A 23,053-nucleotide genomic window follows, 5' to 3' on the forward strand; every position below is an offset into this window, starting at 1 on the left:
TGCCGTCAGTCCCGGCATGGCGGAGGTGAGCGGTGGACCAGCGACCCGCACGGGCCCGATGGCTCGGGCAACTGCCCGCCCTGCTGCGCCACCCATGGAACCGGCCGGTCGCGGACCCCACACCAACCGACACACGGTCCAACCCGGACGCCGTGGTCGACTGCGCCGTCTACGTCAACGGACGACGCCAGCCCGGGCGCCCGCACTACGCCGAGGCGCACGCGCAACGCCGCCGCGACCGGCGGTCCTTCGTCTGGCTGGGCCTACACGAACCGACACCCGCGGTGATGGCCGCCGTCGCATCGACCTTCGGCCTCGACGAGCACAGCGTCACGCAGGCCCTCACCGACGGACACCGGCCGACCCTGCAACGATACGGCGACGTGACGCTGCTGGTGCTACGCACCGCCGGCTACGTCGCACACACCGAACTGACCGACACCTCCGAAGTGATCGACACCGGCGACGTGATGGTGTTCCTCGGCGACCGGTACGTCATCACCGTCCGACACGGCGCCGCCGGAGCGCTCGCCACGGTCCGCGAAGACGTCCAACGCCGCCCGGCCGTGCTGACCCAAGGCCCCTGGGCGGTGGCGTACGCGGTGTGCGCCCGGATGGTCGAGCTGTACCTGGAGGTCGCCGGAAACGTCGAGACGGACTTGGAACGGCTGGAGGAAACGGTCTTCGCCCGCGACCGCTCCGCCGACATCCAGCAGATCTACCAACTCAAGCGCGAAATCGTCGAATTCAAACGGGCAGTCCTGCCGCTACAGGCACCGCTACGGGCGCTGCTCGGGCAGCAACCCGACGGCCCACCCCCCGCCCTGCACAACTGGTTCGCCGACGTGGACAGCGACCTCGCCCGGGCCGTCGACCGGGTCGGCGCATACGACGACCTGCTCAACTCGATCCTCCAGTCCCGGCTGGCACAACTGGCCGTCGAACAGAACAACGACATGCGCAAGATCGCCGCCTGGGCGGCGATCGCCGCCACCCAGACCGCCGTCGCCGGCATCTACGGCATGAACTTCACCAACATGCCCGAACTGCACTGGCGCTACGGCTACCCGGGAGCGCTCCTGGTGATGGCAACCGCCGCACTGACCCTGCACCGACTCTTCCGCCGCTCCGGCTGGCTCTGACCCGCCACCCAACCACCACATCAGGCCCGCCAGCACACCCCCTCCCACGCCGGAGGGCGGATGTCCGGTCCGGGGATGGATGTCCGTTTGCCTGGATGGGTCGGTGGTCGGGGTCACCGTGGGTGTGGAATCGGTGGGGGATCGGGGGCGTTGTACATGGTTCACCCGGGTGAGACCGGCCCGGGGCAGCTCCCCGGCACCGGGGCCTCGTGGAATGCGGGGCCGGCCGGGATGGTTACACCCCCCGGACGCCCGAGCAGGTCCCCCGGATCGCCGGGCTGTCCCCCTGATCTGATCCCCCCCTCGCGGCGCATGTCGTCCCCCGGCGGATGTCGCCGCGTGTCCCCCGACCAGAGGAGCACGCCATTATGCGTACCGATCTGATCCGTAAGACTGTTCTGACCGCTGCTGGGTTCGCCGCCACCGCTGGTGGTGTCGCCGTTCCCGCCATCGCCGCGCAGGCGGCTCCGGTGGAGAAGGCCGCCGTCGTTTCGGTGCGGGCCGATGGTAAGGCTGGCGGGGAGCGTCAGCTTGATGTGCGGTACGAGGCGCAGCCGAACTTCTACTTCTGTGGGCCGGCTGCCGCGCGTAATGCCCTGTCGGTGCAGGGTAAGGCCATCAGCGTCGACGCGATGGCGAAGGAGATGGGCACCACCGAGGACGGCACCGACTCGATCAACGACATCACCCCGGTGCTGAACAAGGAGACCGGTAAGGCCGACGCGTACCGCAGTGTCGAGATCAAGAGTGGTAAGGCCGACGACGGGCAGACCGACAAGCTGCGCGCCGACGTCGTGCGCACCGTTGACGACGGTCGCGCGGTGGTGGCCAACATCGCCGGCACCGCCACCGACGTCAACGGCGGCGTCCACTCGTTCGAGGGTGGTCACTACATCAGCGTCGTCGGTTACCGCGACAACGGCCACATCGTGAGGATCGCCGACTCGGCCAACCCCGACCAGGCCAGCTACGAGGTCACCGTCGACAGTCTTGCCGACTGGATCGCCACCCGCGGCTACGCCACCTCCTGACCCACCACAACAACGACAGGGCCGACCCCACCACGGGGTCGGCCCTGTCGTTGCGGGTCAGCCGACCATGCCCCACGGCCACCACGCGAAGCCGGGAGCCCGGGACAGAGCCAGGAACCCCCGCCCAGGCGTCCCGACCGCTGCGGCAGGATGGAGACGTGGCGAAAAAACCCGCCCGGGGCGGCGCACCCCGAGACGCGAACAGACCCTGCCCGTGCGGGAACAGCCTGCCCTACCCGGAGTGCTGCGGACCGCTGCACCAAGGCAAGACCGACGCAGCCACCGCCGAAGCGCTCATGCGATCCCGGTTCAGCGCATTCGCCACCGGCCACACCGCCTACCTGCTGCGCAGCTGGCACTCCTCGACCCGACCCGAACGACTGCGCCTCGACCCCGGCCAGCGGTGGACCCGGCTGGAGATCCTCGGAGCCGAGCACGGCGGCCTGTTCGACAACGCCGGCACTGTCACGTTCCGGGCCCACTACCGCGAAGACGGACAGCCCGGGACGCTCACCGAACACAGCCGCTTCACCCGCCAGGACGGCCGCTGGGTCTACGTCGACGCGCTGCCGGACTGACCAGACGCGGGGCGGACCGGGCCCGCTGCCCATCCACCCCGCGCCCCGGCCTCAGCGAGCAGAGGCCTCCCCGTCCGGCCGGGGAATGACCACCGTGGCGTCGCCCGGCAACCGATCGTGGTCGCCGCCGCGCTGCGCAAACGGCGAGGCCGGCTCCGCCCCGGCATACGGGACCACCGGCTGGATAGGCTCGACACCCTCGCCGGCCAGCCGGGGCACCACCTGGGTCCGGTCAGGATCCTGACCGGCCACGACCACCTGCGTCCGATCGGGGTCATAGCCGGACTCCCTCGGCACCACCTGCGTCCGGTCCGCGTCATCATCGGCCGCCGCGACGACCTGCTCGGCCCCCTCGGAGTCCCCGGCAGCCGGCCCCGTCGCCGCCAACCGAGCCGCCACATCCCGCCGACCCGCCTGGTACGCCCGCGCATGCGTCGCGATCAGCCGCGACTCCCGCTCCGCCCGGCTCAGCCACGACTCCCACCGACTCTGCATCGGCCGGACCAGCCCGCCGCCCACCCCGACGACAAGAATGCCGCCGACGGTCGCCAGCACCGCGACCAACACCGGCGTGGTCACCGCCGTCGCCACACCGATCTGGTTGAGCGCCGCGATGACACCCAACCCGAGGATGAACACCGACGCGATCGTCGCCAGCACCCGCCCGTACGACAGGCCACCCAGCGCGCTGCTGATGATGTCCTTCACCGCGTGCGCGATCGCCGCCGCTACCACCACGATCACGATCGCCACAAACGCCCGCGGCAGCCACGCGATCACCCCGGCGATCAGGTCCGAGATCGGGTTCGGACCCCAGATACCGAAAGCGAGCTGCAACGTCACCAACAGCACCCCGTAATAGGCGAGCTTCGCCACGATGTCACTCGCGTCGAACCTGGACCGGGCCAACGCGGCCTTGACCCCGCCCCGCTCGACCGCCCGGTCGAAGCCGACCCGTTCCAACACCTTGTCCACGACCTTCAGCACGGCCTTCGCGACCAGCCAACCAGCCACCAGGATCGCCACAAAACCAAGAGCCTTGGGCAGGAACAGCAGCACCGCGCGCAGGGCATCCCCCACCGCGTCACCGAAGTTGTCTCTCATCGAAGGGTCCTTCACACCAGAGGTCGCAACAGATCCGCCCGCTCTACCCCGACCGCCCAACGCGCAAACGCCACCACACCCCGCAGCGGACCACCGGCGGCGCCCGCAGACATCCGCCGTCAGCGCCGCCGGCAGACGTAACGGACCTCGGTGCCGGCCTGCACCGGCGACGGCTCGACGATGTTGACCGTCGCCGTCTCCCGCGTCGCACCCACCCCGCTGAAGGACCACTTCAGGGGCAGCGCCACCGTCCGCTGCCCCCGCCCGACCCGCTCGCCGACGAGCGCCCCCGGCGTCGACCCGGAACGCAGCCACTGGTACCGGATCGTGCCGGCGTTGCCGTTGGTCCGCACCGTCGCGACCACCTCCACCGTCACGTCACACCGGTCGCCGGCGGGCTCGGTCACCGCCACCACGACCCCTTCGACCACCAAGGGACTCAGCCGCTGCCAGACGAACAGCCCGACCGCCACCACCAACACCACCGTGACCAGGGTGGACAACACCGAGACGACCCGCCGCCACGGCGACCGGGGCCGCCGGGCCGGGCCCGACTGCCGCCAGGCCGGGGCAGCCGGCGCGACGCCCGGCACCCCCGGCCCGAACCGCACCTCGCCCCCCGACCCGCCGACGGTCGGCCCCGCCGCCGTGGCCGATGCGGCCCCGCCGGCCCCGATCGTGGGACCGGCAAAGCCCCCGGCGGTACGCGCAGAGCCGCCCCCGCCCCACGTCGCCTCCTGCTCGCCCGACCCGTGCGGCCACACCCCGCCCCCTGCGGGCGGCACAGCCGCAGGGACCGTACCGCCCAACCCGACCGTACGGCCGAGGTCCACCGTCCGGCCCAGGTCGGCGGTCGGCTCCCCCAGCCCCGATCCCGGCCCCGGCCGCCCCGAGCCGGACGGCACCCCGGGGCGCGCGCCACCGAGGGGCAGCGCCGTCGTCGGCTCGTTCGGATCGCTCATCGCCAGCCTCCCGGCATCATCGTCGGCCGCCCCGCTCAGCCCGGCGTGCAGAACGACTGCAGGCTCACGTACGCCGGCCCACCCGACCCGGCCGAGTTGCCCGCGGCGTCGACGGCGGTGACCTGCACCGAAATACGCAGGCTGTCGGCGGGCGGGGCGAACGGGCCGAGGATGCCCTCGAACACGCCCCTGCCCACCGACGACATGGACACCGTGCCCGACTCCCCACCGGACGTGTAGCGGAACGACACCCGCAGCCCGTCGGCACCCGACCGGTCGTCGGTGACCGTCACCGTGACCGGGGTCGACGTCGCCCCGTACGGGCAGCCCCTCGGATCCAGGGTGGTCCACCGGGTGCTCGGCGCCCCGACCGTAGGGGCGGAGACGTCCGGCGCCGGCGGGGTGCTGCCGGCCGACACGGTGGGGGTCGGCCTCGCCGTGCGGGTGGGCCGGCCCGTCGGCGTCGGGGGCCGGGTCGTCGGGGCGGCAGTCGTCGGCCCGCCGGTGGTCGGGGCGACGGCCGAGGGCGTCGGCGTGGTCACCGGCGGGGTCGGCGTGACCGGCGGCGGCGTGGCGGATCCGGAGACCGGGTCGACCGGCGCCGGCGGGGCGGCATCGCCCGCCACAGGCACCACGTCGGGTTCATCGCCGGAGGCGTACCAGTAGCCGACGCCACCGACCAGCACGGCCGCGACCAGGGCGCCGCCGATCAGGGCCGGGCGGGCCCGCCCGGTGCGCATCCGTCGACCGGTGCGGATCTCCCGACCCGCGCCCAGGCCGTCGTCCGACACGAGGACCGTGCTGGCCAGGCTGGTGCTGCCGCCCGAGGCGTCGGAGAACGGGAAGAACGCGGCCAACAGGGCGGCCCGTCGGGCCAGCTCGCGCACCCCACGCTCCTCCCAGTCCGCCCCGTACCCCTCGGCGGCGATCTGCTCCAGGATGCCGAGGAAGACGTGTGCCGGTTGGGGGCGTTCGGCGGGCAGCTTGGCCATCCCCCAACGCAGCAGCTCGTGCACCGGCGGCGGAGCCGGGTCGGTGGGGACCGGCGCGTACGCGTGCTGCTCGCGCAGGGCCAGCAGACTACGGCCGTCGTAGGGAGGTCGACCGGTCAGGCACTCGAAGAAGGTGGCCGTGGCGGCGTAGATGTCGCAGGCCGGGGACGCCGCCGCGCCCGTCCACTGCTCCGGGGCCATGTAGCGGGGCGTGCCGGTCACCGTGGTGGCCGACTCCCGGCCGACCGGCATGGCGATGCCGAAGTCCGCGAGCTTGCTCTCCCCCTGGGCGGTGACCAGCACGTTCTCGGGCTTGTAGTCGCGGTGCACCACGCCCCGCGAGTGCGCGGCCGCGAGCCCGGCGAGGGACCCCTTGAGGACGCGGAGCGCGGCCTCCGGCCCGGTGGGCCCGTTGGCGCGCAGCATCTGCCGCAGCGACACCCCGTTGACCAGCTCCATCACGATCGCCGCGCCCCCGGGCGACTCTACGTACTCGTAGAGCCGGGAGACGTTCGGATCGTCGATGTCGGCCAGCAGCCGGGCCTCGGCTCGGAAGGGATCGCGGAAGGCCGGGTCCGCGCCGAGGACGCCGACGAGGTACTTCACGGCGACCGGCGTGCCGGACGCGTCGTGGGTGGCGAGCACCACCCGCCCGGACGCGCCCGAGCCCAGCTCGCGCACCTCGGTGTAGCCGGACACCCGCCAGCTGTTCCCACTCATTGGACGGTCTCCACGGCTCTTCCGGATTTATGCCCGGCACACAGGGACGCCGCTCATTGTGGCGGGCGCTGTCCAGTCCGCCATCGGCGCAACGGTTGTATCCCCCGCGCTGCGTGTCGGTGCCTTGTTGGTGGTCCGTTTACCTTGACTGTGGGCGGCACCCCTCCCCCTAAGGCATCCTAGGAAGCTAGGTGTACGGGTAAGCGGGCTGTGGCGACCATCCGCACCGGCGCCGACTCCCTGCCGGTCACCTCTGGTGCTGCGCGCCGGCCGGAAATATCCTCCACCTCATGCGTTGCCCCTGAAGCTCCTTTTCACCCCGGCCGTCGTCGGCCACAGAGGAGATGTCATGCACTTCGACCACCCCGAGCTGGACCGCCGCACCCTGTTGCGGGCCGGACTCGGCGCGGCGGCTGTCGCCGTCGTCGGCACGGAACTCGCGTTCCCCGCCGCCGCGCAGGCGTCCGGATCGGACGTCGACTGGATCATCAGCTGCGACGAGTGGGGCGCCCGGCCGCCGGCCGGCTCCCTGCCGCTCAGCGCCATCGCCACCAACAAGATCATCGTGCACCACATGGCGTTCCCGAACGTCACCGACTACTCGCGGGAACAGGCCGTGAAGCTGGCCCGGGACTGCCAGGACCTGCACATGGACGGCAACGGCTGGTCCGACACCGGCCAGCACTTCACCGTCAGCCGGGGCGGGCACGTGCTGGAGGGCCGGCGCGGCAGCCTCGAGCGGCTGGCCGTCGGCGACCGACAGGTGATCTCGGCGCACTGCCCCGGGGAGAACGGCCGCGCCATCGGCATCGAGAACGAGGGCACGTACGTCACCGAGACGCCGCCGCAGGAGCTGCTGGACTCGCTGGTCCAGCTCTGCGCCACAATCGGCCGCCGGTACGGCCTGCACGCCCACGACATCTTCGGGCACTGGGACTTCCGCGCCACCGCGTGCCCGGGAGCGGCGTTCTACCGGCAGTTCCCGGAACTGCGCCGACGGGTCTTCCACGAGCTGGGCACCAACATCGGCGACGTGCCGGCCCGCCGCTGGCCGGACCTGTGGCGGTTCGTCAACTCCCCCACCGTGCGGGTGGCGCAGTACCTGCTCACCCACCGCGGCTACGTCGTGCCGGTGAACGGCACGTTCGACGCCGCGACCGTCGCCGCCGTGCAGGACTGGCAGGCCCGCAACGGCATCCCCGTCGACATCGACGCCACCATCACCGCGCCGACGTGGGAGACCCTCGCCCCCGAGCTGGACAAGAAAGCCACCGGCGCCCCGGTCAGCGCGGTGCAGTTCATCCTCAACTCGAAGGGCTACGCCGACGTCGCGGTGACCGGCGAGTTCGACCACGCCACCATGAAGGCCGTCCAGGACCTCCAGCGGCTGCACGGCCTGACCCCGAACGGCAAGGTCAGCACGAGCACCTGGTGCGCGCTCGTCGGCGGCGTGGTCCGCCAGTCGTTCCAGGCGGGCTGACCGGCCCACGGCCGTGGTGGGGCGGGTCCGGCCGTGGTCCGGCCCCACCACGCACGCCGGGGCGCCCGTAGCAGGCCGCGGGACGCGGGGGCGGCACCTCGGCCGGTCAGCCGCGCAGCGCCGCCGGCAGGGGCCGGTGGTGGACGATGTCCAGTCGGGACACCGCCCTGGTCAGGGCCACGTACAGCCGGTGCGGGCCACGCGCCTCGGCGGCCACGATGTCCGCCGGCTCGACCAGCACCACGTGGTCGTACTCCAGGCCTTTGGCCAGGGTCACGGGCAGCAGGGTGACCCTGGCCGACGGATCCACCTCGTCCACCCCGGCGGCCGGGACGCCGGCGGCGCGCAGCGGGCCGGCGAGCCGCGTGACGGCCGCGTCGACGCCGATGACCGCGACCGAGCCCGCGTACCCGAGCGCCTCCCGGACCGCGTCGAGGACGCCGGCGTCCAGGTCGTCGGCGTGATGTACGCGCAGGTGGCCGTCGGCACGGACGGACCGGGTCGGCGGCACGTCCACGCCGAGCGTCCCGAGCAGCCGGTTGGCCGGCGCCAGCACCGCGCCGGGCACCCGGAATCCCGCGGTCAGCGGCACGACCCGGGCCGTGGGCCGGCCCAGGTGGGTCAGCTGGTCGGGCCAGCTCCGCGCCGCCCACGGCGTCGTGCCCTGGGCCAGGTCGCCGAGCACGGTGAGGGAGCCGTGGACGCTGCGGCGGGCGAGGGCGCGGCACTGCATCGGCGAGAGGTCCTGCGCCTCGTCGACGATGACGTGGCCGTATCCGGGGGGATGCTCGATCAGCCCGGCGACCTCGTCGAGCAGGACGAGGTCGGCCACGGACCAGCGGGCGGTCCGGGCGCCGCGCGGGCGGGTCCAGCGGACGGCGTTCTGTTCGTCGGCGGTGAGCGTCCCGTCGGCCGCCTCGGCGAGCGCATCCGGGTCACCGAGCAGCCTCGCGAGCAGTTCCTCCGGGCGCACTGCGGGCCAGGCCCGGTCGAGGAGGTCGCGGACCGGGGCGCAGCGGCCCACCCGCCGCGCCCAGGCGACGCCGGACAGCTCCACGCGTCGCTCGGCCTGTCGTTGCAGCAGGCCCACGACCCGGGACCGCAGCCGCTCCCGGCCGATCCCGTAGGGCGGGGACTCCCGCCGAATCTCGGCGACCAGTCCGGCGACGGCCCCGGCGGGCAACCGCCAGCGGTAGGACCCGTCGGGCACGGTGAGTGCCTCGGCGGGTACGCGAAGGCGTCCGTACAGCGCCCGGTCGAGCACGGCGGCCATCCGGATGTCGTGCTTGACGGCGGCCGCGGCATCGTCGTCGACGACGGTGGCCGCGATCGGGTGCCGGGCCAGGAGGTCCTCCAGGGTCCGCTGGTCGACGTCGACCTCGCCGAGCGCGGGCAGCACGGCCGAGACGTACCGCAGGAAGGCCGGGTTCGGGCCGATCACCAGCACCCCGGTGCGGCCGAGCTGCCGCCGGTGGGTGTAGAGCAGCCAGGCGGCGCGGTGCAGCCCCACGGCGGTCTTGCCGGTGCCGGGCGCGCCTTGGACGCAGACGGACGTGTCGAGGCCGGCGCGGACCAGCTCGTCCTGTTCGGGCTGGATGGTGGCGACGATGTCGCGCATCGGGCCGATCCGGGGACGCTCGATCTCCGCCGCCACGAGCCGGCTGCCGCCGCCGAGTTCCTCCCCCCGGTCGAGGTGCTCGTCCTCGAACCCGGTCAGCCGGGCCGGGGCCGGCGGGGCCGAGCTCCACCCGTACCGGCGGCGGACCGCGACGCCGAGATGGTCCCGGGCGGTGGCCCGGTAGAAGGTACGCGACACCGGCGCCCGCCAGTCGATGACGAGCGGGTGGCCGGCCTCGTCGGTGATGTGGCGGCGGCCGAGATGGTAGCGCTGGCCGGCGTGCTCGCCCGCCTCGGCGGCGACGCCGAACCGGAGGCGGCCGAAGTAGGGCGGAGCGTCCGGCTCCTCGGCGAGTTCCTTGGCGTGGGTCCGCAGCATCCGGCCGAGGGTCTCGGCGGTCCACCGGTCGCCGGCCACGTCCGCGCCGGTGGCCACCCGGTGCCGGGCGGTGTCGCGCATCCGGGCGAGCGCGGCGCGGGTCGCGGCCAGGTGCGCCTGCTCCCGCGCGAGTTCCCGGTCTACCCGGTCGTCCATGGCAACCTCCGATGAAATGACTTGACCGGGTTAACACTCTAACCGAGTTATGGAATTGACCCGGTATCGGTCGCTGGTAGCCTGGGCCGCGTGACCGGAGAGCAGGGACTGCGCGAACGCAAGCGGCAGCGCACCCACGACGCGATCTCGGCGGCGGCGATCTCGCTGTTCGTCGAGCGAGGCTTCGACCGGGTGTCGGTCGCCGAGGTGGCCGCGGCGGCGGAGGTCTCCAAGCCGACGCTGTTCAAGTACTTCGCCACGAAGGAGGACCTGGTCCTACACCGGATCGCCGACCACCGGGGCGAGTCGGCCCGGGTGGTGCGCGGCCGACACCCGGGCGAGGCGCCGCTCGCCGCGCTGCGCCGGCACTTCCTCGACGGGCTGGACCGCCACGACCCGGTCACCGGTCTCAACGACGACCCGCGGGTGCTGGCGTACCACGGGATGGTCTTCTCGACCCCGAGCCTCGCCGCCCGGCTGGCCGGGCACGCCGCCGCCGAGGAGGCGGTGCTGGCCGACGCCCTCGACGACGCCGCCGGCGCGCGCGGCGACGAGCGGGGACGGCCGGCGGCCGGGGCCCGGCCCGACGGGCTGACCGGCCGGCTCGCGGCGGCACAGATCGTCGCGGCGCAGCGGGTGCTCGCGCGGGACAACTGGCGCCGTCTCACCGAGGGGCACACCGCCGCGCGGGCACACCCGGAGGCGGTCGCCGCCGCCGACCACGCCTTCACGCTGCTCGGCGCCGGCCTGGCCCCGTACCGGGGCTGAACCACGTGGTGCCGGAGTGAGCGTGGTCATAACGACTGGACGCCCGGCCCGGTGCCGTTGCTAGGCTCCCCACCAGGTCATGAGCGCCAGCGTCAAGCCCCGGCTCGCTGGCCGGCAACCCTCCTCCGCGGTGGGGTGCCCCGGGTGAAGACCAGGCACCGGAGTGTCCCCGGTGCAAGCGTGGCCTGGTCCCCAGGTCAACACCGACCTTGGAGAGCCATGTCTGCTCGTCCTTACGTCCTGCTCGGTGCCGCCCGCTCGGCACCGGCCGCGTCACCATCCCGCCCCGCGCTGATCAGGCGTCGGCACGTGGACCTGATGCGGGTGTGCAGCGACGGCTGTCGCCGGCACGCGGCGCGCTGAGCGCCTCCCCTCTTCCGCAGTAGCCCCTTCCGCGGCGCCCCACCGGCGTGCCGCGTCCGGCGGTGTGCCGTCCGCGCGCCGCCCTCATCCCAGGAGACACCTGTGCGATTCCTCCCTGCCCTGACCAGGTTCGCCGCGCTGGGCGTCGCGGCCGTCGTCGGCGCCGCCGCCCTCACCGCCTGTGGCGACGACACCCCGGCCGCCGCCGAGAACCCGTACGGCCTGGTGCAGCCCGGCGTGCTGCGGGCCGGCACCCTCACCGACGCGCCGCCGAACGTGTACCTGAAGGACGGAAAGTTCACCGGCTTCGACAACGACCTGCTCACCGCGGTCGCGGCGAAGATCGGCCTGAAGGTGGAGTTCGTCGGCACCGACTTCTCCGCGCTGCTGTCGCAGGTCAACAACCGCAAGTTCGACGTGGGCAGCTCCTCGATCACCATCACCGAGGCGCGGAAGAAGACCGTCGACTTCGGCAACGGCTACGACTTCGGCTACTTCGGACTGGACGTACCGGCCGGCTCCCCGATCACCGGCTTCGACCAGCTCGCCGGCAAGCGGGTGGTGGTCGTGCAGGGCACCGTGCAGGACGACTACGCCACCGGCCAGAAACTGGACCCGGTGCGGGTGCCGGACTACAACGGAGCGCTCAACCAGCTCAAGGCGGGCACCGCCGACGCCTGGATCGCCCCGGCCGAGATCGGCGAGAAGTCCGCCGCCGACAGCGGCGGGAAGATCACGGTGGCCGCGAAGCAGCTCAGCCCCACCCCGACCGCGTACGCGGTGGCCAAGGGCAACGACGCGCTGCGCGCGGCGCTGGACAAGGGTCTCGACGAGGTCATCGCCGACGGCACGTGGAGCCGGTTGCAGGAGCAGTACTACCCGGGCCGGCCGGTCCCGGCGGACTTCAAGCCGGGCAGCGGCTCGGTTCCGGTGCCGGGCGCATCGGCTGCGGCCCCGGCCGGGTCCGCCGCGCCGTCGGCGTCGGCGTCGTCCTGAGTACGCGGGCGTGACGGCACGGGCGACGACGAGCCGACGGTACGGATGACCAGCGAGCGGGGCGGACGGGAAGACGACTGATGGATCCACTGAGCACCCTGTGGGAGACCTTCTTCGACTGGGACTCCATGCGTGCGGCGCTGCCCGAGATGCTGACCGTCGGGCTGCCCAACACGCTGATCCTGGCGATCTCGGCCGCCCTGCTCGGCTCGCTGCTGGGCATGCTGCTGGCGGTCGCGGGCATCTCGCGTACCCGGTGGTTGCGCTGGCCGGCGCGGGTGTACACGGACGTCTTCCGCGGCCTGCCGGCGGCGGCGACGATCCTGCTCATCGGCGTCGGCCTGGCGCCGCTGGGCATGCAGGTGTGGGGGCCGAACCCGTACCCGCTGGGCATCCTGGCGCTGTCGCTGATCGCGTCGGCGTACATCGGGGAGATCTTCCGGGCCGGCATCCAGAGCGTGGAGGCCGCCCAGCTGGAGGGGGCCCGGGCGCTGGGGTTCTCCTGGGGCGAGGCGATGCGGCTGGTGATCATCCCGCAGGGGGTCCGCCGGGTGCTGCCGGCCTGGGTGAACCAGCTCATCGCCCTGATCAAGGACTCCAGCCTGGTCTACTTCCTCGGCCTGGTGGCCAGCCAGCGGGAGCTGTTCCGGATCGGGCAGGACCACGCGGCGACCACCGGAAACGAGTCGGCGCTGCTGCTGGCGGGCCTGTTCTACCTGACGCTGACCGTGCCGCTGACCCACGCGGTGAACTGGATCGACCGGCGGCTGCGGCAGGGCCGGCCCGCCACGGCGGCCGAGGACGACGACGCGCTGGCGCTCGCCGGGCAGAACGCGCTGCCCGGCGACGCTGCCGCCCGCGCGAGCACGGGAAGGGACGAGCGATGAGCACCGCGACCGGCACGACGACCCCGGTGAGCCTGAGCGTGCGGGACGTGCACCTCGCCTTCGGCGCCAACCGGGTGCTGCGGGGCGCGAGCCTGGACGTCGGCCGGGGTGGCACGGCCTGCGTCATCGGGCCGTCCGGGTCGGGGAAGTCCACCCTGCTGCGCACGATCAACCGGCTCATCGAGCCGGACCGCGGGGACGTGCTGCTGGACGGGCGCAGCGTGCTGGGCGACGACCCGGACGCGCTGCGCCAGCGAATCGGCATGGTGTTCCAGCAGTTCAACCTCTTCCCGCACATGACGGTGCTGCGCAACATCACCCTGGCGCTGCGCCGGCTCAAGCGGCTCGGCGAGGACGAGGCCGCGCAGGTGGCCCGCGCCCAGCTGGAGCGGGTCGGGCTGGCCGGCAAGGCCGACGCCCGGCCGGCGCACCTGTCCGGCGGGCAGCAGCAGCGGGTGGCGATCGCCCGCGCGCTGGCGTTGCAGCCGCAGGTGATGCTGTTCGACGAGGCGACCTCGGCCCTGGACCCGGAGCTGGTCAAAGGGGTGCTGGGCATCATGGCGGAGCTGTCGGCGGGCGGCATGACCATGGTGGTGGTGACCCACGAGATGGGCTTCGCCCGCGAGGTCGCCGACACCGTGGCGTTCATGGACGGCGGGGTGGTGCTGGAGTCCGGCGAGCCGGCGGCGATCTTCGAGCGTCCCCAGCACCCCCGGCTGCGCCGCTTCCTGTCCGAGGTGCTCTGACCCGGCCTCGGGGAACGTCGGTACGGCCGCAGCCCGGGCCGGGAGTCCAGCTGGACTCCCGGCCCGGGGTGGCAGCTCGGCCACGCATCGGCTGAGGGCCCGCGTTCTGCAGAAGGCGATCAGAACACCATCGTGAGCAGGTCGGCGAACAGCTCCTGTTCGTCGATCTCGAGCCCGCGGCTCGTGAACCACGTGGCCATGTTGTGGCAGTCGCGCATCAGGAAGTCCATGCCCTTCGGGTTGCCGACGATGTCGACGACCTGGGGCAGGTCGATCATCACGATCCGCTCGGCCTGCGCGAGAACGTTGTACGGCGAGAGGTCGCCGTGCGCGAGCCCCGCGCGGGCCAGTTCACGCATGCCGTCGCGGAGCTGCTCGAAGTACACACCGAGCAGCTCCTTCGACGGCCGGACCTGGGCGAGCCGGGGCGCGGCACCGTCCTCACCGTCGTCGATGAACTCCATCAGCAGCTCGGTGCCGTCCACCTGCACGGGATACGGCACCGGGACGCCGGCCTTCCACAACCGGTTGAGGGCGTCCCATTCGGCGTACGCCCACTGATCGGCCGCGACACTGCGGCCATGAGAGGTCTTCTTCGCCATCGCCCGGCTGTCGCGGCTGTTGCGGGTACGGCGGCCTTCGACGTACGACGTACTGCGGTGGAAGGACCGGTGTTCCTCGGTGCGGTACCGTTTCGCGGCCAGCAGCGAGGACTTCGCCGGGTTGTCGCCGATGGCTTCGACGGCCCGTTCGAGCAGGAAGACGTCGGCTTCCTTGCCGGTTTTGAGGACGCCGAGCTCGGTATCGATCGCAGCCTGTTCCGTGACGACCCATGAGGGGCGTGGTTCTGGGCCGCGAGAGCCGCGCTCGACGTCCAGCCAGGTCGACCACCGCTGATCCGGGCCCAGCTTCTCGTCGACCGAATGGAACGTGAAGACGAAGGCGTCGGCCGGATCTGGTTGGGGCTCGGCACCGGTGAAATCGGACCTGCGGGAGTCGAGGTCGGAGTAGGTATCAGAGAGTTCGTACTCGGAAGACAACGGGTGTGCTCCTGAACAAAGAGGTGGGACTGTTGCGGACATGCCGCAGCACCGTGACGACCATCCGTCAGCCCTCCTTAGTCCAGGCAGCGTTCGCCGCCGCTCGATCACCGAGCATGCCCGCCCGTTCCGGACCCCGCAACGTATTTACCGGAACCGGGACCGAGCGGTGTGCACGCGCCCGCCGAAGCGCCGACACGTTCGAACTGCGGTGCTCACCCCAAGAACTGCACGGACAGCCGAAACTTTCGGCGTCGCTGGCCACGCATGACCGGCAAATGTCGGACTAGAGCTTTCCGAAACTTCTCGATAACCTGTATCGAAAGTCGCTGATGTCGTCGGCCGCGCGACGACTTCGATCCCCCGGAGGGCAGTCAGGCATGAACAGCTCAGCAGCACGCGACCGCGGAAGCGCCAGGGTTCGACCGGGCCGACGCGCGGCGCTGGTCTCCACCGCCGTCGGCACGGTGGCCGCCGGCATGGTGCTGGCGCTGGCCACCGCGGCCAGCGCCGGCACCACCCTCGCCACCTCGGCGGCCGAGAAGGGCCGCTACTTCGGCACCGCGGTGGCGGCGAACAAGCTGTCGGATTCCACGTACGTCGGGATCCTGAACCGCGAGTTCAACATGGTCACCCCCGAGAACGAGATGAAGTGGGACGCGACCGAGCCGTCCCAGGGCCAGTTCAACTACACCAACGCCGACCGCATCGTCAGCCACGCCCAGGCCAACGGCATGCGGGTCCGGGGCCACGCGCTGGCCTGGCACCTCCAGCAGCCCGGCTGGGCGCAGAACCTCAGCGGCAGCGCGCTGCGCTCGGCGATGGTCAACCACGTCACCCAGGTCGCCACCCACTACAAGGGAAAGATCCACTCCTGGGACGTGGTGAACGAGGCGTTCGCCGACGGCGGCAACGGCGCCCGGCGCGACTCGAACCTCCAGCGCACCGGCAACGACTGGATCGAGGTGGCGTTCCGCACCGCCCGCGCCGCCGACCCGGGCGCGAAGCTCTGCTACAACGACTACAACACCGACGGGCAGAACGCGAAGTCCAACGCGGTGTACGCGATGGTCTCCGACTTCAAGGCCCGGGGCGTGCCGATCGACTGCGTCGGGTTCCAGTCCCACTTCAACAGCGCGTCCCCGGTGCCCGGCGACTACCAGGCGAACCTGCAGCGGTTCGCCAACCTCGGCCTCGACGTGCAGATCACCGAGCTGGACATCGAGGGCTCCGGCACGGCGCAGGCCAACTCGTACGCGACCGTCGTCAAGGCGTGCCTCGCGGTGTCCCGCTGCACCGGCATCTCGGTGTGGGGCATCCGGGACACCGACTCGTGGCGGGCCAGCGGCACTCCGCTGCTGTTCGACGGCAACGGCAACAAGAAGGCCGCGTACACCGCGACGCTGGACGCGCTGAACGGCGGCACCACCCCGCCGACCAGTACCCCGCCGACCACCGTCCCGCCGACCACCACTCCCCCGACCACCCCGCCGCCCGGCGCGGGCTGCACGGCGTCGCTGTCCCTGCAGACCTGGACCGGGGGCTTCGTGGCGACGGTCCGGGTGACGGCCGGTTCGTCCGGCACCAACGGCTGGGCGGCCACCGTCACGTTGCCGTCGGGCACCGCGGTCACCAACGCGTGGAACGCGCAGGGCAGCGGCACCACCGGCACGGTCCGGTTCGCCAACGTCGCCTACAACGGCCGGCTCACCGCCGGGCAGTCGACCGAGTTCGGCTTCCAGGGTGCCGGCACCCCGCCGTCGGGCACCCCTTCCTGCACCGCTAGCTGACCCGGCTCCGGACCGTCGTCGAGGCGTACCTCCCTCGGCGACGGTCCGGCCCCGCCGGGCCCGGCCGCTCGACCAGGGCCCGGTGGGGTGGCCGTAGTTTCCAGCCGCGCTGGCTGCCGGCCGGGCTACTTGGCCAGGGCCTCGGTCTGACCGGTCCTGCGCTGTGTCCCCTCCCCCGCGAGTGTTCCGGGGACGTCGGCCGCCCCACGCCGCCCCGCATGCCGGGCAGCCGGGCGGCGGCCTGACGAATGCGCCCCGCACCCGGTCGGGGACCTGTCCTTCGGCCCCTGTGGAGCTGCCCCGTCCACGCGCCCGCTCCACCGGTAGCACAAACGGGGCAGCTCCACAGGGACCAACGGAGGGTAGGCCGCCTCGGCGAAGACCGCCCCGGCACGGGCCGATGGTGTCGGCAGCGCGCACATCCCCGGGGGCCCGCCAAGCCGGAGAACCACGACTTACCCAGAGGTCGGAGTCGGTGGGCCGTACCTGAGTCGTCACAACCCACTATGGCCGGCCGGCCCGGTCCTGTTGCGTGTCCGGGTCAGCGGCAGGTCAGCGACCCACCGGGTACGCGCGGGTCTCGGCGGCCCTGACCGCCGCCCACACCGCCAGGCCCGGGACCAGCCGCAACTGCGCGGCGGCGGCCGGGGTGACGTCGGCGACGACGGGCAGCGGCCCGTCGAGCTGGACGCGCAGGTTGTCGCCGTGCCGCTGCACCCCGGCGACGGTGGCTTCCCAGGTGTTGCGGGGGCTGCCGTCGGGCCGGGCGGGGTGCAGCACCACGGCGGCCGGCGGGAACGCCACGAACGCCTCGCCGGCCACGCTGTCGGCGGCGGTGAGGGTCAGCCCGCCGACCCGGACCTGGTGGCCGTCGGCGTGGCCCCGGTGCAGGTTCAGCCCGACCAGGCGGGCGACGTAGTCGGTGCGGGGGCGGGCGGTGACGGTGGCCGCGTCGCCGGTCTGGACGACCCGCCCGTCCTCCACGATGACCAGCCGGTCGGCGAGCACCAGCGCGTCGAGGGGGTCGTGGGTGACCAGCACGGCCGCGCCCGGGTGGGCGGCGAGGTGGCGGTGCAGCTCGGCGCGGGTGTCCAGGCGGGTGCGGGCGTCGAGGGCGGCGAGCGGCTCGTCGAGCAGCAGCAGGGTGGGATCGACGGCGAGGGCGCGGGCCAGCGCGACCCGCTGCGCCTGCCCGCCGGAGAGCTGCCGGGGCCGGCGCCGGGCGTGCTCGGCGAGGCCGACCCGGGCCAGCCAGGCGTCGGCGACGGCCCGGGCGGCCCGCCGGTCGGCGCCGCGTCGGCGCGGGCCGAAGGCGACGTTGTCCCGGGCGCTCAGGTGCGGGAAGAGCAGGTAGTCCTGGAAGACGACGCCGACCGGGCGGCGCTCCGGCGGAATCCACGCCCGGCGGTCGGGGCGGTCGAGGTCGGCCCCGGCGAGGGTGAGGTGGCCGGCGGTCAGCGGGTGCAGGCCGGCCAGCACGCGCAGCGCGGTGGTCTTGCCGGCGCCGTTGGGGCCGAGCAGCGCCACCACCTCCCCGGCGCGCACCCGCAGGGCGACGTCGAGGTGGAAGCCGCCCCGGTCGGCGACGAGGTGGGCGTCCAGCAGCGGCGGGCCGGGGTCGCCGGTGCCCGCCCCGCCAGACGCCGCGGCGGCGGTCACGGGCCGGCTGTCCACTTGTCGCGCAGCCCGGCGAGGATGGCCACGGAGACGGTGAGCAGGACGAGGCTGAGCACGATCGCGGCCTCCAGGTCGGTCTCCAGGGCCAGGTACACGGCCAGGGGCATGGTCTGGGTGCGGCCCGGGAAGTTGCCGGCGAAGGTGATGGTGGCGCCGAACTCGCCGAGGGCGCGGGCCCAGCACAGCATCGCCCCGGCGGCCACGCCGGGGGCGACCAGCGGCAGGGTGACGTGCGTGAAGGTGGTCCACCGGCCGGCCCCGAGGGTGGCGGCGGCCTCCTCGTACCGGACGTCGGCGCCGCGCAGCGCGCCCTCGACGGCGATGACCAGGAACGGCATGGCCACGAACGCCTCGGCGAGGACGACGCCGGCGGTGGTGAACGGCAGGGTGATCCCGAAGGTGGCGTCGAGCCAGCCGCCGAGCAGGCCCCGCCGACCGAACACCAGCAGCAGGGCGACGCCGCCGACCACCGGCGGCAGCACCAGCGGCACGGTGACCAGCGCCCGGACCAGCCGCCGGCCGGGGAACTCCACCCGGGCCAGCAGCCACGCCAGGGGTACGCCGAGGACGACGCAGACCAGCGTGGCGACCGTGGCGGTGAGCAGGGAAAGCCGCAGCGCGGTGAGCACCCCCGGCGCGGCCAGCCGCTGCGGCAGGGTGGCCCACGGGGCGCGGGCGAGCAGCCCGGCGAGGGGCAGCACGAGGAAGATCAGCCCGAGCCCGGCCGGGACGAACAGGGCGACGGGCATCCGCCGCCCGGGGACTCGGCGGCGCGGTGTCGCCGGGCGGGCTCGTACCATCGAAGTCAGGCCCGTGGGGGCTGGAACCCGGCGGCGGTCAGCGCGGCGCGGCCCCGGTCGGACCGCACGTACGCGACGAACTCCCGGGCGGCGGCCGGGTTGCCGGCCTGTCGGAGCACGACGATCGGGTAGTCGTTGACGGCCCCGGCGGACTCGGGGAACTCCACGGCGTCCACCTCGGACGCGGCGGCGTCGGTGCGGTACACCAGCGCGGCGTCGACCTCGCCGAGGCGCAGCTTGGACAGCGCGCCCTTGACGTCCTGTTCGAGGGTGACCGGGGTGAGCGGCACGCCGGCGGCGTCGAGGGCGGTGCGGGCCGCCGCGCCGCAGGGCACCTGCGGGGCGCACAGCGCGACCTTCGTCCCGGGCCGGGTCAGGTCGGCGAGCCCGGCCACGGACCGCGGGTTGCCCTGCGGCACGGCGATGACGAGCTGATTGCGGGCGAAGACGACCGGGGGGCCGTCGGCGTTGCCGGCGTCGGTGACCGTACGCATGGTGGCCGGAGACGCGGCGGCGAACACGTCGGCGGGTGCGCCCTGGTTGACCTGGGTGGCCAGGGCGGAGCTGCCGGCGAAGCTGAAGGTGACCGTCGTGCCCGGGTGGGCGGCCTCGAACTCGGCGCCCAGCCGGGTGAACGACTCGGTCAGCGACGCCGCCGCGAAGACGGTGACCGGGCCACGCACCCCGTCGCCGTCTGCGGACGGGTCGGCCCCGCCGGCGCAGCCGGTGGCGGCGAGGGCCAGCGCGACCGCCCCGACCAGCGCGGCGCAGGCCCGACGGGTCCCCGGGTTCCCGCGTGCGGTCACGGGCCGGTCCTTCCTCCGTGCGGTCACGGGCCGGTCCTTCCTCGCGGGGGGTGCGGGGCCGGCCGTTCCACCACGACCGTGGTCGACTTGATCACCGCGACGGCGACCGAGCCGACCTGGAGGCCCAGGTCGTCGACCGCCTCGCGGCTCATCAGCGACACGATCCGGAACGGCCCGGCCTGGATGTCGACCTGGGCCATCACGGCGTCCTTCACCACGGCGGTGACGATGCCGCGTAGCCGGTTGCGGGCCGACGACAGCTCGGCGTGGCGCTCGGGCGCGGCGGCAGCGGCGCGGACGAACGCGGCCAGGTCGACGCCGTCGAGCGCCCGGTGGCCGTGCTCGTCGCGGGTGGCGACGAGGCGGCCGGCGTCGACCCAGCGCCGCACCGTGTCGGTGCTGACGCCGAGAAGCTCGGCCGCCTCGCCGATCCGAAACATCGTCACGAGGGCACTCTACCGTGCCGCAGATGCGGCCCGATAGCTCACCGGTTCCCTGCATCTGCGGCGTTCATACCGACCAAGTATTCGCAGATGCGTCGCCGGGCCGGCGTCCCGGGCGGACGGGACTCGCCGGCCGTGCGAAACCCGGCGACCCCGGGGAGACTGACGGCATGAGATGGGGTACGCCGAACCGTGCCCGCCGTCGCCGCCGCAGTCGCGGCGCTGGCCGCCCGTGACGTCCTCCCCACCGCCATACCCTGACGGCGGCGGCCCCCGCCCGGTCCGGACGCAGGCGCCCGGGGCTCCCCCACCAGGGGCGGTGGGAGAGCCCCGCGACGCGAGGCGTCACAGGTAGAGGGTGTTGGGCTCCAGCCCGCACAGCACCCGGCCGTACAGCTCGGTGTTGACGTCCGGGACGACGAGGCCGTGCAGCGCGGCGGAGGTGACGTCCCGCACGATGCGCTGGATCGGCACGTCGCTGTAGATGGAGGTGCCGCCGCTGGCCATCTGGAAGATGTCGGCGACCTCCTTGGCCAGGCGGGCCGCCTCGCCCTGGTCGGCGCGCGCCCGGACCCGCTCCTCGACGGTCCACGCCTCGCCGCTGAACGCCTTGTGGTCGACGACCTCGGCGATCCGCCGGGCGTGGAACAACGCCTGGTCGATCTTGTGGGCGGCGGAGCCGACCCGCAGGTGGGTCAGCGGGGCCTCGGCCTGGCTCGGGTACTCGGTGTAGATGATCTTCCGGTCGGGCAGCCGCTCGAAGAAGCTGTCCCAGGCCGCCTTGGCCAGGCCGGCGAGCATGCCGGCGCCGGAGACGGCGGCGACCAGGGTGGCCGGGGTGGAGTAGATGGGAATGTTCCGGTTGGTCTCGGACAGGGTCTCCGGACCGAGCGCGGCCCCCAGCGGGATGACCCGCTCGGCCGGGAGGAAGACGTCCGTGGCCACGGTGGTGATGCTGCCGGAGCCGCGCAGCCCGGTGGTGTGCCAGTCGTCGACCAGCTCCATGTCCGACATCGGGACCATGGTCATGACCGGCTCCGGCTCGGCGCCGTCGCGCAGGATCACCGCCGCGGCCTCCATCCAGTGCGCGTGGTGCGCGCCGCTGACGAATGGCCACCGGCCGTTGAGGAGGTAGCCGCCCTCGACCGGGACCATCGTGCCCTTGGGGGCGTTGGTGCCGCAGACCCGCACGTCCGGGGTCGAGAAGACCTCGTCCTGCACCTCGTCGGGGAACATGCAGACCAGGTAGGTGGGGATCCAGTTCACCATCGCCACCCAGGCCACGGAGCCGTCGATGCGGCCCAGCGCCGCGCCGACCTCGACCAGGGTGGCGCCGTCGCACTCGTAGCCGCCGTACCGCTTGGGCACCCGCATCCGGAAGATGCCCGCCTCGGCCATCGCCTCGACCGTCGCCTCGTGCAGGCGGCGGTTCTCCTCCGACCACGCCACGTGCTCCCGGAGCACCGGCTCGGCTTTGGCCACGCGGCGCAGGATCTCCTCGCGGGTGGGGATTTCGGTGATCGTCACCAGTTCCTCCTTGGGAAGGCTCTCCGGTCCATGGACCTTGTCCCCCTCACGGTCGCACCGGCCGCCGCGCGGGCACTTCTTCTGTATTGCGGGGGTGCCCCGGAGCCGGATCCGGGGGCGCCACGGCCTCGGCTCAGGACGGCATCCGCATGGTCCGCAGGAAGACGGGCAGCAACCAGGGCCGCCGCCCCCCGACGGACAACTTTCGGGCGAGCACCGCGCGCACCCGGTGCACCCGCCCGAACAGCATCAGGGTGAAGGTGGCCGGGTCGAAGGAGAGCCGGACGTCCGGGCGCGGGTCCGGCGGTTCCACCGACACCCGGCCGTCGACCAGGGCCAGGGTCACCTCCGGGCCGAAGCGGTGCCGGAAGTTCACCGAGATCCGTCCCGGACGCGCCGGGGCGTCGCGGTCCAGCAGCCGGCCGTAGCTGCGGCGGGTCATGTCGACCAGGAACAGGTCGACGAAGAGAGCGGCGTCGGCGGGGTCGATGACCCAGCGTCTCCCAAGCGCCCGGGCGATGTCCCAGGAGTGGATGTTCAGCTCGTTGAGCAGGTGGGCCAGCACTCCGGTGACCGGCAGCCGGGCGCCGCCCAGCCAGGACACCTCGTGCTCCGGCCCGGTCTCCCCGACCGCCCGCAGCACCTCCTCGACGTCGGCGCGCAGCCGGTCGGCCAGCACCGGCAGGCGCCGCTCGGTGAACTGCCGCAGCACCTCGGCGTTCATCACCGAGACGGTGTCGACGGTGGTGCGGCGGCGCAGTTCGAGCAGGCCGGGCACCGGAAGGTCGGGCGGGGAGCCCCGGACGAGGGACAGGCCCATCGCGGCGACGCCGCACAGGTGGGCCAGGGTGTCGGCCACCGTCCAGTGCGCGGTGGCGGCCCGGTCGGGCGGGGCGTCCTCGACGAGGTCGAGCAGCCGCCCCAGGACGACGGGCACGGAGGTTCGGACGCGGCGCCACTGGTGCGGGGTGACCGACATACGTCCACCATGGAGGACGGGGCGCGGTGGAGACTTGTTCGAGGTTGCTGTCCTGCCGCCGTCGGGCCCG

Annotated in this window: 20 protein-coding genes, 1 pseudogene and 1 riboswitch; of the genes and pseudogenes, 10 read left to right on the forward strand and 11 right to left on the reverse strand. The window is 73.2% G+C overall.

Going from position 1 to position 23,053, the window contains the following annotated elements; translation table 11 throughout:
* Positions 1-32: 32 nt before the first annotated feature.
* The 3 genes from GVV04_RS00515 to GVV04_RS00525 all read left to right on the forward strand — a co-directional run bounded on the left by GVV04_RS00515 (position 33) and on the right by GVV04_RS00525 (position 2,751).
* Positions 33-1,142 carry a magnesium and cobalt transport protein CorA gene (locus GVV04_RS00515; protein ID WP_161683744.1) on the forward strand — a complete coding sequence of 370 codons (1,110 nt, stop codon included), beginning with the start codon at positions 33-35 and terminating at the stop codon, positions 1,140-1,142.
* A 368-nt stretch (positions 1,143-1,510) separates the two neighbouring features.
* On the forward strand, positions 1,511-2,173 hold the full coding sequence (locus tag GVV04_RS00520) for a C39 family peptidase (RefSeq protein WP_161683745.1): 663 nt from the start codon (positions 1,511-1,513) through the stop codon (positions 2,171-2,173).
* 254 nt (positions 2,174-2,427) lie between these two features.
* Positions 2,428-2,751, forward strand: coding sequence for a YchJ family protein (locus GVV04_RS00525; RefSeq protein ID WP_407938750.1), 324 nt, complete (start codon positions 2,428-2,430; stop codon positions 2,749-2,751).
* A 381-nt stretch (positions 2,752-3,132) separates the two neighbouring features.
* Here GVV04_RS00525 and GVV04_RS00530 read toward each other — a convergent pair.
* From GVV04_RS00530 to GVV04_RS00540, 3 genes and pseudogenes are all read right to left on the reverse strand, one after another.
* A pseudogene (locus tag GVV04_RS00530) lies at positions 3,133-3,855 on the reverse strand (membrane protein); the annotation flags it as partial.
* Between the two features lie 119 nt (positions 3,856-3,974).
* Positions 3,975-4,817 carry a hypothetical protein gene (locus GVV04_RS00535; RefSeq protein ID WP_235965711.1) on the reverse strand — a complete coding sequence of 281 codons (843 nt, stop codon included), beginning with the start codon at positions 4,815-4,817 and terminating at the stop codon, positions 3,975-3,977.
* Between the two features lie 35 nt (positions 4,818-4,852).
* The gene (locus GVV04_RS00540) at positions 4,853-6,529 is read right to left on the reverse strand and encodes a serine/threonine-protein kinase (protein ID WP_161683748.1); all 1,677 of its coding nucleotides are present in this window, start codon (positions 6,527-6,529) and stop codon (positions 4,853-4,855) included.
* Positions 6,530-6,878: 349 nt separating this feature from the next.
* Here GVV04_RS00540 and GVV04_RS00545 point away from each other — a divergent pair, with 349 nt between their 5' ends.
* Positions 6,879-8,009: a peptidoglycan recognition protein family protein gene (locus GVV04_RS00545; protein WP_161683749.1), complete on the forward strand. Its 1,131-nt coding sequence runs from the start codon at positions 6,879-6,881 to the stop codon at positions 8,007-8,009.
* A gap of 106 nt (positions 8,010-8,115) precedes the next feature.
* On the opposite strand, the gene GVV04_RS00550 is transcribed toward GVV04_RS00545, so the two are convergent.
* A complete protein-coding gene (locus GVV04_RS00550) occupies positions 8,116-10,161 on the reverse strand; it encodes a HelD family protein (RefSeq protein WP_161683750.1) in 2,046 nt (681 codons plus the stop codon).
* Positions 10,162-10,251: 90 nt separating this feature from the next.
* Between GVV04_RS00550 and GVV04_RS00555 the strand changes: the two genes are divergently transcribed.
* The 5 genes from GVV04_RS00555 to GVV04_RS00570 all read left to right on the forward strand — a co-directional run bounded on the left by GVV04_RS00555 (position 10,252) and on the right by GVV04_RS00570 (position 13,921).
* A complete protein-coding gene (locus GVV04_RS00555) occupies positions 10,252-10,929 on the forward strand; it encodes a TetR/AcrR family transcriptional regulator (RefSeq protein ID WP_328822138.1) in 678 nt (225 codons plus the stop codon).
* A 75-nt stretch (positions 10,930-11,004) separates the two neighbouring features.
* Positions 11,005-11,116, forward strand: a riboswitch (SAM riboswitch).
* Positions 11,117-11,148: 32 nt separating this feature from the next.
* The gene (locus GVV04_RS31985) at positions 11,149-11,292 is read left to right on the forward strand and encodes a hypothetical protein (protein ID WP_201752771.1); all 144 of its coding nucleotides are present in this window, start codon (positions 11,149-11,151) and stop codon (positions 11,290-11,292) included.
* Between the two features lie 102 nt (positions 11,293-11,394).
* Complete coding sequence (locus GVV04_RS00560; protein WP_161683751.1) at positions 11,395-12,288, forward strand: ABC transporter substrate-binding protein; 894 nt, start codon at positions 11,395-11,397, stop codon at positions 12,286-12,288.
* Between the two features lie 80 nt (positions 12,289-12,368).
* A complete protein-coding gene (locus tag GVV04_RS00565; RefSeq protein ID WP_161683752.1) occupies positions 12,369-13,175 on the forward strand; it encodes an amino acid ABC transporter permease in 807 nt (268 codons plus the stop codon).
* A complete protein-coding gene (locus tag GVV04_RS00570; protein WP_161683753.1) occupies positions 13,172-13,921 on the forward strand; it encodes an amino acid ABC transporter ATP-binding protein in 750 nt (249 codons plus the stop codon). Before GVV04_RS00565 ends, GVV04_RS00570 begins: the two co-directional genes overlap by 4 nt.
* 119 nt (positions 13,922-14,040) lie before the next feature.
* Here GVV04_RS00570 and GVV04_RS00575 read toward each other — a convergent pair whose 3' ends face one another.
* Positions 14,041-15,072, reverse strand: a complete 1,032-nt coding sequence (locus GVV04_RS00575; protein ID WP_328822139.1) for a serine protein kinase RIO — start codon at positions 15,070-15,072, stop codon at positions 14,041-14,043.
* Between the two features lie 269 nt (positions 15,073-15,341).
* On the opposite strand from GVV04_RS00575, the gene GVV04_RS00580 reads away from it, so the two are divergent.
* Complete coding sequence (locus tag GVV04_RS00580) at positions 15,342-16,751, forward strand: endo-1,4-beta-xylanase (protein ID WP_161683754.1); 1,410 nt, start codon at positions 15,342-15,344, stop codon at positions 16,749-16,751.
* A 552-nt stretch (positions 16,752-17,303) separates the two neighbouring features.
* On the opposite strand, the gene GVV04_RS00585 is transcribed toward GVV04_RS00580, so the two are convergent.
* From GVV04_RS00585 to GVV04_RS00610, 6 genes are all read right to left on the reverse strand, one after another.
* Positions 17,304-18,410 carry an ABC transporter ATP-binding protein gene (locus GVV04_RS00585; RefSeq protein ID WP_328822140.1) on the reverse strand — a complete coding sequence of 369 codons (1,107 nt, stop codon included), beginning with the start codon at positions 18,408-18,410 and terminating at the stop codon, positions 17,304-17,306.
* Positions 18,407-19,228 carry an ABC transporter permease gene (locus GVV04_RS00590; RefSeq protein WP_161683755.1) on the reverse strand — a complete coding sequence of 274 codons (822 nt, stop codon included), beginning with the start codon at positions 19,226-19,228 and terminating at the stop codon, positions 18,407-18,409. Before GVV04_RS00590 ends, GVV04_RS00585 begins: the two co-directional genes overlap by 4 nt.
* Positions 19,229-19,233: 5 nt before the next feature.
* Entirely contained in the window at positions 19,234-20,034 is an 801-nt protein-coding gene (gene modA, locus GVV04_RS00595; RefSeq protein WP_407938740.1) for a molybdate ABC transporter substrate-binding protein, read from the reverse strand.
* A 23-nt stretch (positions 20,035-20,057) separates the two neighbouring features.
* Positions 20,058-20,480 (reverse strand): TOBE domain-containing protein, encoded by a 423-nt coding sequence (locus GVV04_RS00600; protein WP_161683756.1) that lies wholly within the window; start codon positions 20,478-20,480, stop codon positions 20,058-20,060.
* 342 nt (positions 20,481-20,822) lie between these two features.
* The gene (locus GVV04_RS00605) at positions 20,823-22,007 is read right to left on the reverse strand and encodes an acyl-CoA dehydrogenase family protein (RefSeq protein WP_201752852.1); all 1,185 of its coding nucleotides are present in this window, start codon (positions 22,005-22,007) and stop codon (positions 20,823-20,825) included.
* A 130-nt stretch (positions 22,008-22,137) separates the two neighbouring features.
* On the reverse strand, positions 22,138-22,983 hold the full coding sequence (locus tag GVV04_RS00610) for a maleylpyruvate isomerase family mycothiol-dependent enzyme (protein WP_161683758.1): 846 nt from the start codon (positions 22,981-22,983) through the stop codon (positions 22,138-22,140).
* Positions 22,984-23,053 lie beyond the last annotated feature (70 nt).

It is taken from the genome of Micromonospora rubida (assembly GCF_009908295.1).
Lineage (GTDB): Bacteria > Actinomycetota > Actinomycetes > Mycobacteriales > Micromonosporaceae > Micromonospora > Micromonospora rubida.